Consider the following 14,893-nt stretch of genomic DNA (forward strand, 5'->3'; position numbering starts at 1 on the left):
CCTATTAATACTGCCTATCAGTCTAATTGAAAAAAACGATTGTTTTTTACACGCTATTTTCTGTAATTTATTAGTCATAAAGTATCGATATGAATTATCACTTTGAGAGTTAGCGCCTATCTGATAAGTTACGACCCAGCAAGGTATTTAACACCATTAAGTAAGTAGAGAGAAAATGGCAGTTTTAGAAATTTTAACCGAACCAAATCCAAAGCTACGCGTTCAAGCAGAAGATGTTGTAGACGTGAAAGCTGAGCACATTCAAACGCTGATTGATGACATGCTTCATACCATGTACGAAACGGGTAATGGTATCGGTTTAGCGGCACCTCAAGTTGGCCGTAAAGAATCTATCATTGTTATCGACTTATCTGAAGAGCGCAACGAGCCACAGGTATTCGTAAACCCTAAGATTGTTCGTGGTGAAAATCCTGTTGTTGGTCAAGAAGGTTGTCTATCTGTTCCTGATTACTACGCAGATGTAGAGCGTTTTGAAAAAATCGAATTAACAGCGCTTGATCGTGATGGTAATGATATTCACCTTGAGCGTGATGATTTCCTTGCTATTGCATTACAGCATGAAATTGATCACCTGAAAGGTATTCTTTTCATTGATTATCTATCACCTCTTAAGCGCCAAATGGCAATGAAGAAAGTGAAGAAATTCTTGAAGGCACAAGCGAAGTAATTCATTCTCGCTTAAAAAAAACGGTGAAAGGTTGATAGCCTCTCACCGTTTTTTTATGTCTTAATTTTGCGTCAAATTACAGTAATCAGATGGCATACCATGCTCGTTTAATTCGTGACGCTGTAACGAAACTTGACGACCAAAAATAACCGGTTGGTTATATTTACCGTGACCGATAAAAGGGAAGTAATACACGGGTTTGCCAAGTTGTTTAGCAAATTGTTCAAGCACATGTTTATACATTAGACGGTCTTGATCGTTAGGATCCATGTTGTAGTACTGACCAAACACAATCGCATTAACGTCAAAGTCTTTTAAGAACAGTAATTGCTGAAGATAGCGATCAAGCTGGCGGTAAGTAACGCCAATATCTTCCAGCAGTAAGACTTTATTTGAAAAATCAGGTTGGTAATGTGTGCCAAAGGTGGCTGAAACTAATGTGTGATTACCACCGATAAGCTGACCCGATACAGATGCGCTCTTAGCTAAATCATTGAGAGGCAATACGTTGTTGTAGCTCACCCCGTCATTTATTAAGGTTTTTAAATCAGGAATAGGTTGCTCATTACCGTTGTTAGTCGCTTGATTGGTTGAGGCGTTCACAGCATGGACTGATTGCCAGCCTAATTCGTTATTAATAAAACTATGGATAGCTGTAACATCGCTAAAACCAACAATCATTTTTGGTTTTATTTCCTGCAACTGTGTCTTGTAAGCGTGCAAAAAGGGCAAGAGGTTTAACGCGCCACCACCACCACGGAAGAACCATAGGACATCAATCGTAGGATCCAGTAAAGCGGCAATAAGGTTATTTGCTCGTTCTTGATCTGTATTCACATAACCGATGTCGGAAATCACTTGGTTTAAATATTTGGTGGTAACCATGTAACCATGGGCAATAAAAGTATCAACCACGTTATTGACGCTTTGTTCATCATATTGAGTTGAACATGAAATTAGGGCGATTTGGTTCAAATCTTTTGCGCAAATATGATCGGAATCTAACGCATTATTGTTCATTGTATTCATATTAGATCTGTCTTCAATTTAGCGTGTGCCATGTTAAAAACCACTGAAAAGCGTGGTTTTTAAAGATGGCAATGAGTATAACAGATTGTTTCTTCGTTATTTTAGGTCAGCGTCAGAAATCACGGCGCAGGGTAAATTGCACCTAATGTGGTTAATCGTGATGCGCCAGTTACTTCGGGTAAATTACCTGATAATCCATGTAGCGTGCGATAGCCAAGCCATGCAAATGCCATTGCTTCCATGTTATCGCTATCGACACCACGCTCATTGGTGGTCGTCACTGTCCAATCAATTAGCAGTTCTGTTAAACGACGCATTATTAATGGGTTATGGGCTCCGCCACCACACACTAATAACTCATTAGGCATGTTATCGGGCGTATCTTGCGCTGTTTTTCTTACATCGTTGGCAATGGTTACTGCAGTGTATTCCGCTAAGGTTGCCTGTACATCTTCAGGCTTAATGGTTAAACCTGATAAATGTTGCTCTAACCAAGGCAAGTTAAACAATTCTCGTCCAGTACTTTTCGGTGCAGATAGTGATAGGTAAGGTTCGCTGAGTAGGTTAGCTAATAGCTTTGAGTTAACCTTTCCTGATAATGCCCACTGTGCATTTTTATCATAGCTTTGTTGAAGGTGTAGGTTGATCCATGCATCCATTAACATGTTGCCAACACCAGTATCAAAACCTATTACGGGTTTATTCGGTGTCAGAACGGTTATATTGGAAATACCGCCAATGTTTAAAATGACACGATTAATGTTTTTATCGCTAAATAGTTGCTGGTGGAATGCAGGCACTAATGGCGCACCTTGACCGCCAAATGCCATGTCTTTACGGCGAAAATCAGCAACGGTAGTAATCCCTGTGTTAGCAGCGATGATATTGGCGTCACCTAATTGCATGGTAAAAGGATAGGGTGAATCGGGAGCATGGAAAACGGTTTGACCGTGACTGGCAACGGCTTTGATACTCTCTGCTGAGGTAGCTGTTTTCTCAAGTAATCCATTTACTGCATCTGCAAATAAATGGCCTAAACGGTGATCAAGCTCGCCAATGGCTAGGAGATTGGTTGACTGTCCAATACAAACGTCGAGTAATGCTTGCTTTAAATCACTCGGCATTGGGTGGTCATAATTGCCTAATAGGGTGATTTTAGTGTTATCTATTTCAACCAACACAGCATCAACACCGTCCATGCTAGTGCCAGACATTAGGCCAATATACTTTTCCATCGCAAATTCCATACATATTACAAGGCTGTAGCCATACTTTAGAGCTTACTGTTTCATAATTAAATAGATTTTAACGAAGTGCTTTGCATATATTTTAAAAGTGAAGCCAAAATATAGGCGAATAGCCCAAAAGGTTTTGAAATTGATCTAAGAAACAGCCGACGGAGTGTCGGCTATTGAAGTGATATTACGAGTGAATAAGTAATATCGAGATAGTCTTATTTTAAATGCTTGAACTGAAGATGGACTAAGCGCTGGTAGAGTTCGCAGCTTTTAAGTAATGATTCATGATCGCCTTCATCAATAAGTTCGCCACCCTCTAATACAGCGATTTTATCTGCGTGCTGTATCGTTGATAGTCGGTGAGCAATGATTAATGTAGTACGATCTTTCATTAGTTCTTCAAGTGCTTGCTGTACATAGTGTTCGCTCTCACTGTCTAGCGCACTGGTTGCTTCATCAAGTAGAAGAATTTTAGGGTTTTTAAGGATAGCCCGTGCAATCGCAATTCTTTGTTTTTGACCACCAGATAAACGCACGCCTCGCTCGCCTAAGAAGCTATGATAACCATTAGGTAGTTTTTCAATAAACGCATGGGCATGGGCTTTTTTTGCCGCTTCAATCACTTCTTCATCTGTTGCATCTGGGTTGCCGTAACGAATGTTATGGAATACATCATTACTAAATAATGCAGGTTGCTGAGGAACGAGTGCCATGTGTTGACGAAGTTCATTTGGAGCAAATTGACGAATATCTTTATTACCAATTAAAACTTGACCTTGTTGTGGATCGTAAAAGCGTTGAAGTAATTCAAAAAGCGTTGTTTTACCGGCACCTGAAGGCCCTACAAGAGCTAACACTTTACCCTGTTCAGCAACTAAGTTTAATTGATTGATAGCAGGATGATTTAAGCGAGAAGGATAGTGAAAGCTCACATTGTTAAAACGAATGTCTGATGGCTGAGAACAGTCAATTGATTCGTGATCATGTGGCGTACAAATATCACTTTTTACTTGCAGGATTTCTATGAGTCTTTCCGTTGCGCCAGCTGCTCTTTGTAACTCACCAAGCACTTCTGAGATATTTGCCATTGAAGATGCAGCCATGATGGCATAAAAAACGAAAGCCCCTAAATCACCAGCTGACATTTCACCCTTTATTACATCACTGCCACCAACATATAGCATGCCTGCAATTGCGCTAAAAACGATGGCAATGACACCGGCTATTAAAATAGCGCGTTGTTTTACTCGTTGTCGGCCCACCTCATAGGCTTTTTCTACTTCCTGCGCAAAAGCTTGCTTTTCATATTGCTCAGCACTAAAACTTTGTACTGTTTTAATATGCTCAATGGCTTCTCCTGCATAGCTACCAATATCAGCCATCGTATCTTGGCTTTTTCTTGATAATGCGCGTACACGTCGTCCGAAAAATAAAATAGGTATCAAGATAAAAGGAACAGAAGCAAGAACGATAAATGTCAGTTTAAAGTTGGTCGCAAATAACATGATTATGGCGCCGAAACATAATAATGCACTGCGCATGGCCATTGAAAATGAGGAGCCAATTATATTTTGCAATAAAGTGGTATCAGTCGTTAGTCGTGACATAATGTCGCCACTACTGTTAGTTTCAAAGTAACTAGGGTGTAGTGAGATAACATGGTTAAATACGGCAAGACGGATATCAGCACTCACTCTCTCACCAACGGAAGAGACGAGATAAAAACGAAAATATGTGCCAACTGAGATACAGATAGTCACGCCAATAATAAATTGAATGGCATGGCTAAGGTCGGTCAGTGATTGTTGGGCAAACCCCTGATCAATCAAAATACGAACCCCGTAACCAATTGAAAGTGTAAGACTGGCTGTGGTGAGAAGAGAAGCTAAAGCAGCAACCACACGCCACTTATACGGTGTAATGTAGGTCTTAAGCTTTAAAAGGATACTGAGCCTTTTGTTGTTATTCTTACTCATAGTGTTGGAAAGACCCCTTGCTACAAATCACTTAATACGTACTTTTCTAATTGAAAGATCGTAATCACTTTATATCAGTCATTGAATCATGCTTTACATCTAACAAAAAAGCCACTGGGTTAGTGGCTTTTTAGAATTCTTTAGAAAAGGAAATAGGATTTTATCTTTAATGTAATCTAGTCGTATTGCCTTTTAAACTTTGTACGCCTTGATCCGAAACGACTGATTGCATCTTATTGGCAAAATTCATTAGTTCAAGGCTAACTGGAGAGCGTGCAATCAGCTCTTCTTGATCATTAGTGATTTCAATCGCATGGCCTGTCGTGCCATCTTCATATGTACCAGATACAAAATGAATCGAAGTATTAATCAAAATTGAGTGTCCATACTCTTTTTCAACTAAATTCATCCAGTACATCAACTCATCGTGGTTTTCGATAATTTTAGCATTCATATGCTCTATCCTTGATGTATTAGTGCATTTTCTAACGTCTAATTGTATAAAAATGCTTTTATTTATAATTACTTAGTGATGATAGAGTATCAACCATCACGAAAAAATAATCGATGAATTGTTATTAAAATAATTACTCTAACGCCAAAAAGGAGAGATTGAGCAAATTACTCAACTTCAATTTTCATTAAAGAGTCAAATGAGCCGTAAAATAGTCAATGACTGCACGAATTCTTGCTGGCATAAACTTACTTTGCGCGTATTGCAGTGCAATATCACCGTGATAATTGCCTCGAATAGTCCAATCTGGTAACACTTGGATCACCTTACCAGCAACAAGATCGTGTTTAATCACAAAGTCAGGAAATATCCCAATACCCAAATCATCTATTACGCCTTTCAATCGCATTTGAGAGTGATTGACGGCATATCGACCAGAAACAGCAACGGTTATTTGTTCTCCGTTCTTATCAAAATCCCATATGTGATCGATGTTATTTTCACCAAGGTATAAACAATCGTGATGTTTCAAATCGCGCGGATGTATTGGCATCCCACGCTGGGCAATATAGTTAGGGCTGGCACACAACGTCAGATTCACTTTGCCAATTTTCTTTAGTACTAAGCCTTCAGAGGGTCTTTCTGTTAAACGAAATACCACATCAATACCTTCAGCGATAATATCAATATCACCATCACAGGCTTTTAGTTTTAAATTTACTTCCGGATATTGTGTTAAGAAAGGTTTAACTAAAGGTTGAAGAAGAATGTTCATAAAGGCTTTTGGTGCTGCAATTGTGACAGTCCCAGAGGGCACAGTATGCTCAGAGCTTGATATTTCAATTGCTTGTTTAGCCGCATCAATCATCTGAGTACATTGTTTATAAATACGATTACCCGACTCACTGATCATCAATTTGCGTGTTGTACGTTCTAACAGCTTTACCGATAAGGCTTTTTCTAACCGTGCGATTTGTTTACTGAGTGCGGATGGCGTAACACCTAATTTGCGTGAAGCGGCAGTATAACTGCCTTCATCTACAATAACGATGAAGGTGGCTAAATCTGGCATTAGTGCGATGAGCTTATGTGTATCCATTTATTTGTGCCTACAGTTCATTAATCATTTTCCATCGCAGGGGATAATAGTTGTTTTTAGCATGATTTAGAATGGCAATATTAGCTTGTAGTTATCTGTATTGGATTAATTGTGATTTAGGAATACAAATAGCTTAAAACAAGGTCTAGCTACGATTTTTATTCAGATATAGTTGCTATGATAGTTGTTTATATCATGTGACGAGAATGTTGTGAGCTAATTTTCGCTAACCAACATTAACCATAATAATACTGTGAGGGACATCATGACTTCTGCATTCTATACCCAAATCCAAAAACAAATTGAAGATGTAAAAAGTGAAGGGTTATACAAATCTGAGCGTGTGATCACATCACCGCAAAAAGCAGCGGTATATATCCAATCGGGTCAAGAAGTCTTAAATTTCTGTGCCAACAATTACCTTGGTTTAGCCAACCACCCTGAGTTGATCAAAGCGGCTAAAGAGGGGATGGATGAGCACGGTTTTGGTATGGCGTCTGTACGTTTTATTTGTGGTACGCAAGATGCGCACAAAGAGTTAGAGCGTAAGCTGTCTGATTTCCTTGGTATGGAAGATACGATTCTTTATACCTCATGCTTTGATGCAAATACGGGTTTATTTGAAACGATTTTAGGTGCAGAAGATGCGATTATTTCTGATGCATTAAATCACGCGTCAATCATTGACGGTGTACGTTTATGTAAAGCGATGCGTTTCCGTTATGCCAACAATGATATGGCAGAATTAGAGCAACAATTAATTGCAGCAAAAGAAGCAGGTGCGCGTAATACATTAATCGTAACTGATGGCGTGTTCTCAATGGACGGTGTTGTAGCGAACCTACCTGCGATTTGTGATTTAGCGGATAAATACGGCGCACTAGTGATGGTTGATGACTCTCACGCAGTTGGCTTTATGGGTGAAAATGGTCGTGGTACGCATGAATACCATAACGTTATGGATCGTATCGACATTATTACCGGCACATTAGGTAAAGCGATGGGTGGTGCATCAGGCGGTTATACCGCAGGTAAGAAAGAAGTGATTGACTGGTTACGTCAACGTTCACGTCCATACCTGTTCTCTAACTCAGTAGCACCTGCAATTGTTTCTGCTTCAAATCGCGTTATTGATTTATTAGCGGAAAGCGGCGAACTTCGCGATCGTTTATGGGAAAACTCGGCGCATTTCCGTACTCGCATGACAGAAGCTGGCTTTACGATGGCAGGGGCTGATCACGCGATCATTCCTATCATGTTAGGTGATGCAAAAATTGCGGCAGAGTTTGCCGAGCGCGCCCTAGAAAAAGGCATTTACGTGGTTGGTTTCTCATTCCCTGTTGTACCAAAAGGCAAAGCACGTATTCGTACGCAAATGTCAGCAGCACACACACCAGAACAACTGGATAAAGCGATTGATGCCTTTATCGAAGTGGGTAAAGAGATGGGCATTATCTAATTAAAGCTTTACGTTATTCAATGTGACGAAAACATATTGCTACTACTGCATGGTAAGGCAAAGGTTAAATAACATGCAGTGGTAGATGGACGCTGAAAAGCATGTTGTATCCTAAAGAAATAAGCGATTAATATAATGAAAATCAAAGCTCTTTCTAAATTAAAGCCTGAAGAAGGCATCTGGATGACTGAAGTAGATAAGCCTGAGGTCGGTCATAACGATCTGCTTATCCGCATCAAGAAAACAGCAATTTGTGGTACTGACGTTCATATCTACAACTGGGATGAGTGGTCACAAAAAACGATCCCTGTACCTATGGTTGTTGGTCATGAGTATGTCGGTGAAGTGGTTGGGATGGGGCAGGAAGTGCGTGGCTTTGCTCTTGGCGATCGCGTTTCGGGTGAAGGCCATATCACGTGTGGTCACTGCCGAAACTGTCGTGGTGGCCGTACTCACTTATGCCGTAACACCATTGGTGTGGGTGTAAACCGTGAAGGTGCATTTGCGGAATACTTAGTGATCCCGGCATTTAACGCATTCAAAATTCCTGATGATATTTCAGATGATGTTGCGTCTATTTTCGACCCGTTTGGTAATGCTGTTCACACCGCACTGTCGTTCGACTTAGTGGGTGAAGATGTGCTGATCACAGGTGCAGGCCCAATTGGTATTATGGCTGCGGCTGTAGCAAAACATGTGGGTGCGCGTTATGTTGTGATCACGGATGTGAACGAATACCGCTTAGAGCTTGCTCGTAAAATGGGCGTGACCCGTGCGGTTAACGTAGCTAAAGAAAGCCTGACGGATGTGATGGCAGAGCTTGGCATGAAAGAAGGCTTTGACGTGGGCATGGAAATGTCGGGTAACCCTGCGGCATTTAACAGCATGCTATCAAGCATGAACCACGGCGGTAAAATTTCCCTGTTAGGTATTCCACCATCAGACATGGCAATCGATTGGAACCAAGTGATCTTCAAAGGTTTGATCATCAAAGGTATCTATGGCCGTGAAATGTTTGAAACATGGTACAAGATGGCAACCTTGATCCAATCAGGTTTAGATCTATCACCAATCATTACTCACCATTACAAGATTGATGATTTCCAACAGGGCTTTGATGTTATGCGCTCTGGTCAGTCTGGTAAGGTTATTCTTGATTGGGAATAACATTTAACGTTATTTTTTAATCGACATAATAAAAACGGCACCGTCAACGATATCTCATTAATAGGTTGAATTGACGGTGCTATTCAAATCGAACACCACAGACATATTTTGACTGTTTATGACTGCCACTATTCGTCATACTTTCCTTCGCTTTTAAAATTTCATTCCATTACAAATTAAATTGTTTATAACTTCTTGCTCGTAGCCTTTATACTACAAAGATATCTGTAAATATCCGTTAGGAAAGGTAATGCAAGAACAACAGCAACCTGCTCAACCAGCAAAAAAAGAAAAAGAATTAACGCTAGAGCAGCGACTTTTACAAAATAATCCGCTTCATGGCTTGAGCCTTGAAAAAATGCTAACCGAACTCGTCGATCACTACGGTTGGGAAATTTTAGACACGGCAATGCGTTTTAACTGTTTCAATACTAAACCGTCTATTGCGAGTAGTGTGAAATACTTGAAGAAAACAGAGTGGGCGAGAGAGAAACTAGAAGCTTTCTACCTATCACGTTTTAAGCGTATGCCACGAGCAACAGCCGCTGAATTAGAAATTCCACCACGTATGCGTACCTTTGCTGATGGCATTGTACCAAAAGAGCCAATGGAACTAACCGTTGAATCAATTCTAGCATCGCAAGCAAAAGCGGCTTCAGCTTACAAAGAACGTGCTTCTCGCGGTCGCAGTAATAGCCGTGGCGGTGGTCGTAACCGTCGATAATTTTGTTTAGTAAGTATTAGTTACGAGTAAGCTGATATTTAAGCAATAAAAAAACGCCTTATTACAAAGTGACATAGTAATAAGGCGTTGTTGTATTTAGTGATCAGCTAATTTAAATCTTGGTATTATTTATCGGATAATACGGTTGCAATACGTGAACAAACAGGAATATTGGTTGCATCTAAACCTGGTGTTGTATTGTGGAAGTCAAACGCTAACTTCACATCTGGTCCAAATACAAGACAATGTGTAGAACCACCAAAGTGGAACATACCCAATTCATCACCTTTATTTAAGTGTTGACCTTCTTTTACGGTAATTTCACAAGACGACACTTCTGCCATACCTACTGCAATAAAGCACATTAAACCAATCTTTGGATTGTCTGATTCAATAAAGATCACTGCGCGAGTTGCAACTGCGGTTAAGAAAGGCTGAGAGTTATTCGGCGCGCTGTCATCAGCCCCTTCTGGATTATCAAAACCTTGGTATTTATTACCTAAGTAATATGAACCGTTAACAATGAAGGCTTTTTTCACTGTTCCTGAAACAGGGCTATTCCAACGGTGATAACTTAATGCACTTAAGAATGCTTGATAAATTGTACCGCCCACGAATTGTTTCGCGAGTGGATCAAAATCCATCATATTCTGTAGTGAATAAGGCTGACCTTTTAGCCAGAATTCTGCACTTTCAGCCACGTTTTCTGCCACTTGCAACGGTGCTGATTCACATGCATTAGCAATAATGTCATCACCTTCAGCAATTGGACGAACACCTTTTACGAACTCACGAGTGAAAAAGTCATCCCATGATTTAAAGCCATAATACTTATCATCAGGATCACATTGGAAAAAGTGCTCAAACGGTAATGCTTTAAGTGCTGGATCAGAAGTGGCTTGGCAAGCGACTCCAACCATTTCACGTTTAGCTGTTGGATTTAACCAACCTAGTACTTTTGGTGTGCGATTAAGATCATCGTTTACTAATACGTAACGGGAGTCAGAGCTTGAAAGGAAAGAAGACCAGTAAGTTAATATTTTCTTAATTTGCTGATTGACTAATGCATTTGAGAAAAAAGTGTAGCCAGCAGGTGTAGCCATCGGCCAATCTAATAACGCATTAATAGGAAAACCAATTAAACCACAAGGATTGAGTTCGCCGGTTTTAGGGTCGGTATATTCAGTACATTCAGGCGCTTGCGTCATAATCGCGTTTAATAGCACAATAAATTCATCAAAACTCATGACTTCTGGTGTACCTAGCGGCGTTAATTCTTTTTGATTACCCGCATAGCTAAACATACGTTCAGCGAGTTCTTTTAGGCTTTCATCATTATCAACCAAATCTTTAAATTCTTGGATAGGTTGAACAAGCTCTGCTGGATGTTGCTCAGTGTGTGTTTTTAAGTGTTGGATCCAAGCATTAACATGTGCTTTGCTTTTTGGTAGCCAGTTACCGAAAGAATGGATATTCATAATAACTCCCTATTTATTAACCTAATGTTTGAAAATTACTATACGCTTTGAATAAACATTATCATTACACAAAATCATAACTTCATATTTCATTATTCTTTTTTCGAATCTTATTAACTCAATGTAAATACATACTTAATTGAAATAAGGTGACTATGAAATAAGAAAAAGAGGACAGTTATCAGCAATATTACTAGTTACAATTTTGTTGTTAATTTAAAGGTGATGTAAGTCACTAAATCTGTTATACTCTGCATCAATTTAGAGAAAAGTCGCTTGTAGTAGGCGGCTTTTTTAATGCTTGATATATTCATAAATTTTGGAACAGTACATTGATTTCAACAGCTAATATCACAATGCAGTTTGGCGATAAGCCATTGTTTGAAAACATCTCAGTAAAATTTGGTGGCGGCAACCGTTACGGCCTAATCGGCGCGAATGGTTGTGGTAAATCGACATTCATGAAAATCTTGGGTGGCGAGCTAGAGCAGTCTGCAGGTACTGTTTCACTTGATCCTAATGAGCGTATGGCTAAATTAGGTCAGGATCAATTTGCATTCGAAAACTACAGCGTAGTAGACACTGTGATCATGGGTCACAAAGAGCTATGGACGATAAAAGAAGAGCGCGATCGCATCTATTCAATGGCTGAAATGTCAGAAGAAGACGGCATGCGTGTTGCGGATCTAGAAGTAGAATTTGCAGAAATGGACGGCTACTCAGCAGAAGCGCGTGCAGGTGAATTACTACTTGGTCTTGGTATTCCAGAAGATCAGCACTTCGGCCTAATGAGTGCTGTTGCTCCGGGTCTTAAAGTTCGTGTGCTTCTTGCACAGGTATTGTTTGCTAACCCAGACATCATGCTACTTGACGAACCAACGAACAACTTGGACATTCACACCATTGCATGGCTTGAGCAGATCCTACTAGCGCGTAACTGCACTATGATCATCATCTCGCACGACCGTCACTTCTTAAACAGCGTATGTACACACATGGCTGACTTAGATTACGGTGAGCTTCGTCTATTCCCTGGTAACTACGACGAATACATGATGGCTGCTGAGCAAGCTCGTGAGCAGTTACATGCAGATAATGCGAAGAAGAAAGCACAAATGGCTGAACTACAAACGTTCGTAAGCCGCTTCTCTGCTAACGCATCTAAAGCGAAACAAGCAACGTCTCGTCAAAAGCAATTGGATAAAATCCAATTAACAGAAGTAAAAGCTTCTAGCCGTCAAACACCATTCATTCGTTTCGATCAGGAAAAAGAACTGTTCCGTAACGCATTAGAAGTAGAAGGTTTGAAACAAGGTTATGGCGAAAACATCCTAATCAACGGTGTTAACTTACTGGTAGAAGTCGGTGAGCGCATCGCGATTATCGGTGAGAACGGTATCGGTAAATCAACATTCCTAAACACGCTAGCGGGCCAAATGGAGCCAATGGCGGGTATGGTTAAGTGGTCTGAAAACAATAATATTGGTTTCTACGCACAGGATCACAGTGCTGATTTCGCAGAAGATATTACATTGCTTGAGTGGATGAGCCAGTGGAAAAAGCCAGGTGATGACGAGCAAACTGTTCGTGGTATCCTAGGTCGTATGCTGTTCTCACAAAACGACATTAAGAAATCAGTTAAAGTGATTTCGGGTGGTGAGCAAGGTCGTATGTTGTTTGGTAAGTTAATCATGCAACGTCCTAACATCCTACTAATGGATGAACCAACAAACCACATGGACATGGAATCTATTGAAGCACTTAACCTTGCGTTAGAGAACTTCAAAGGTACATTAATGTTCGTATCTCACGATCGCCAGTTTGTAACATCCGTTGCAACACGTATTCTTGAGATCACTAAAGACGGCGTAGAAGACTTCCACGGTACTTACGATGAGTACATCGCGAAGAAAGGTCTTGTTGGTTAAGTTTTTACTTAATAAAACAGGCTAAGCCAAAAAGTTAATTGAAAGCCGCCTTTAGATAGGGCGGCTTTTTTACAAATAAAGCTTACGTGTTTTATGGCACGTAGAGAAAGAATGAAAGGATTATCTATGAAAATTTGGGTAGATGCTGATGCATGTCCAAACGTTGTAAAAGAGATTCTATTTCGCGCTGCTGATCGCGCAAAAGTGAACGTAACGCTGGTGGCTAACCAATACATTCGCACGCCACCTTCACCGTTTTTACGTTCGATTCAAGTAGAGCAAGGCTTTGATGTTGCGGATAATTATATTGTGCAACAAGCCGAAGAAGGGGACTTGGTGATTACCGCTGATATCCCATTGGCAGACGAACTTATCACCAAAGGCGCACATGCATTAAACCCTCGTGGCGAAATGTACACTAAAGACACTATTAAGCAGCGCTTACAAATGCGTGACTTTATGGAAACCATGCGCAGTAGTGGGGTACAAACAGGTGGCCCAGCACCACTTAGCCAAGCGGATCGCCAAAACTTCGCTAACAAACTGGATGCGTTTTTAGCCAAGAATCACAAGCCATAATAATTGCTTAATATGGAGATGAACACCGTTTGTCTCCATCTTTCTTATCTCTATTTCCTTTCTTTTAGTACCTCCGTTATTCCTATTTCAATTTAGGCGAAATGCTTTTGTTTGCTGGTAATGAATTGCCTGTATATTTATCCAGTTATAATGGAAAGCGTAAATTTTGCAGATTAAGTCTCGTTTTTAATCAGAAAATTTTCTTAATTATCTCAGTAGGTGTTTTTAACCTATTGATATTAAATAGCCAGTTTTGCTGTTTGTGTTTTTAATCCGACGGACAAAATACCATTCTTACTTTTACCAAAGGAAATATATCGATTGAATGTGATTTTTTGCGATTAACACTATGAAACGTAGTGCTTTTATATAGTAAAATGTGGGTTATTTACAGTATTAATAAAGCGTAAAAGTAAGAATGCTTATTAATATACTGTTATGCTTACAAGGAAAATACAGTGAAACTTGAACAAAAAATTCCTCCTCTATTACTTACATTTTTATTTGCTGGCTTTATGAAGCTCATAAGCTTTATTACACCAAGCTTTAATTTAAACTTCCCATTTGCACTAGAACTATGCTTCTTATTTATTGTATTAGGTATTAGCTTTGCCCTCGCAGGTGTTTATTCGTTTAAAAAACACAAAACAACTGTTAACCCTGTAAGCACCGATAATGTATCAACCCTAGTTAATACTGGTATTTTTGGTTACACTCGAAATCCAATGTATGTCGGTATGTTTACTACTTTATTAGGGTACGCATTACTTTTGTCTAACCCTATAAACTTATTAATACTAATTATGTTTATTCTTTACATGAATAAATACCAAATAACACCAGAAGAAACCTTTTTAACATCTATTTTTGGTAATGAGTATGTTGCTTATAAAAATAACGTCAAACGATGGCTGTAATTGTAAGCATAACAAATAAGGATATGTGTCGCGAAGCCGACACCTATCCGAAGTGTTGGACAAGCCCAAGCCACCTTATATAAGTAAATATTGGAAATATCATGAAGGGTGATGACAAAAAGAAGTCGAGCGTTATCCTTGGTGTGAACCAATAACT

13 protein-coding genes are annotated in these 14,893 nt (G+C 39.7%); 7 read left to right on the forward strand and 6 right to left on the reverse strand.

All coding sequences use genetic code 11. The features are described 5' to 3' along the window. Window positions 1–175: 175 nt before the first annotated feature. Complete coding sequence (gene def, locus C9J45_RS18245) at window positions 176–688, forward strand: peptide deformylase (RefSeq protein ID WP_005367524.1); 513 nt, start codon at window positions 176–178, stop codon at window positions 686–688. A gap of 60 nt (window positions 689–748) precedes the next feature. On the opposite strand, the gene C9J45_RS18250 is transcribed toward def, so the two are convergent. The 5 genes from C9J45_RS18250 to C9J45_RS18270 all read right to left on the reverse strand — a co-directional run bounded on the left by C9J45_RS18250 (window position 749) and on the right by C9J45_RS18270 (window position 6,484). Beyond that, window positions 749–1,717 carry an LD-carboxypeptidase gene (locus C9J45_RS18250; RefSeq protein ID WP_107292843.1) on the reverse strand — a complete coding sequence of 323 codons (969 nt, stop codon included), beginning with the start codon at window positions 1,715–1,717 and terminating at the stop codon, window positions 749–751. Window positions 1,718–1,836: 119 nt separating this feature from the next. Continuing rightward, on the reverse strand, window positions 1,837–2,952 hold the full coding sequence (locus tag C9J45_RS18255; protein WP_107205906.1) for an anhydro-N-acetylmuramic acid kinase: 1,116 nt from the start codon (window positions 2,950–2,952) through the stop codon (window positions 1,837–1,839). 218 nt (window positions 2,953–3,170) lie between these two features. After that, window positions 3,171–4,931 carry an ABC transporter ATP-binding protein/permease gene (locus C9J45_RS18260; RefSeq protein ID WP_107292844.1) on the reverse strand — a complete coding sequence of 587 codons (1,761 nt, stop codon included), beginning with the start codon at window positions 4,929–4,931 and terminating at the stop codon, window positions 3,171–3,173. A gap of 166 nt (window positions 4,932–5,097) precedes the next feature. Further along, window positions 5,098–5,385, reverse strand: coding sequence for a hypothetical protein (locus C9J45_RS18265; protein ID WP_107205910.1), 288 nt, complete (start codon window positions 5,383–5,385; stop codon window positions 5,098–5,100). Window positions 5,386–5,572: 187 nt separating this feature from the next. Next, window positions 5,573–6,484, reverse strand: coding sequence for a LysR family transcriptional regulator (locus C9J45_RS18270; RefSeq protein ID WP_107205911.1), 912 nt, complete (start codon window positions 6,482–6,484; stop codon window positions 5,573–5,575). A gap of 265 nt (window positions 6,485–6,749) precedes the next feature. On the opposite strand from C9J45_RS18270, the gene C9J45_RS18275 reads away from it, so the two are divergent. The 3 genes from C9J45_RS18275 (at window position 6,750) to C9J45_RS18285 (ending at window position 9,834) form a co-directional block, all read left to right on the forward strand. After that, window positions 6,750–7,943: a glycine C-acetyltransferase gene (locus tag C9J45_RS18275; RefSeq protein ID WP_107205912.1), complete on the forward strand. Its 1,194-nt coding sequence runs from the start codon at window positions 6,750–6,752 to the stop codon at window positions 7,941–7,943. A gap of 135 nt (window positions 7,944–8,078) precedes the next feature. Continuing rightward, window positions 8,079–9,110, forward strand: a complete 1,032-nt coding sequence (tdh, locus tag C9J45_RS18280; RefSeq protein ID WP_107292845.1) for an L-threonine 3-dehydrogenase — start codon at window positions 8,079–8,081, stop codon at window positions 9,108–9,110. 250 nt (window positions 9,111–9,360) lie between these two features. Beyond that, window positions 9,361–9,834: a VF530 family DNA-binding protein gene (locus tag C9J45_RS18285; RefSeq protein WP_005367537.1), complete on the forward strand. Its 474-nt coding sequence runs from the start codon at window positions 9,361–9,363 to the stop codon at window positions 9,832–9,834. Between the two features lie 125 nt (window positions 9,835–9,959). Here the strand turns inward: C9J45_RS18285 and C9J45_RS18290 are convergent, their stop codons facing one another. Beyond that, window positions 9,960–11,312: a phosphatidylserine decarboxylase family protein gene (locus C9J45_RS18290; RefSeq protein ID WP_107245290.1), complete on the reverse strand. Its 1,353-nt coding sequence runs from the start codon at window positions 11,310–11,312 to the stop codon at window positions 9,960–9,962. A gap of 332 nt (window positions 11,313–11,644) precedes the next feature. Here C9J45_RS18290 and C9J45_RS18295 point away from each other — a divergent pair, with 332 nt between their 5' ends. The 3 genes from C9J45_RS18295 (at window position 11,645) to C9J45_RS18305 (ending at window position 14,736) form a co-directional block, all read left to right on the forward strand. Then, window positions 11,645–13,240 (forward strand): ABC-F family ATPase, encoded by a 1,596-nt coding sequence (locus tag C9J45_RS18295; protein ID WP_105060337.1) that lies wholly within the window; start codon window positions 11,645–11,647, stop codon window positions 13,238–13,240. A gap of 126 nt (window positions 13,241–13,366) precedes the next feature. Further along, the gene (locus C9J45_RS18300) at window positions 13,367–13,819 is read left to right on the forward strand and encodes a YaiI/YqxD family protein (RefSeq protein WP_107261532.1); all 453 of its coding nucleotides are present in this window, start codon (window positions 13,367–13,369) and stop codon (window positions 13,817–13,819) included. 458 nt (window positions 13,820–14,277) lie between these two features. After that, window positions 14,278–14,736, forward strand: coding sequence for an isoprenylcysteine carboxylmethyltransferase family protein (locus tag C9J45_RS18305; RefSeq protein ID WP_233217597.1), 459 nt, complete (start codon window positions 14,278–14,280; stop codon window positions 14,734–14,736). Window positions 14,737–14,893 lie beyond the last annotated feature (157 nt).

Source organism: Photobacterium sp. GB-1, assembly GCF_003026165.1.
Classification (GTDB): Bacteria; Pseudomonadota; Gammaproteobacteria; order Enterobacterales; family Vibrionaceae; genus Photobacterium.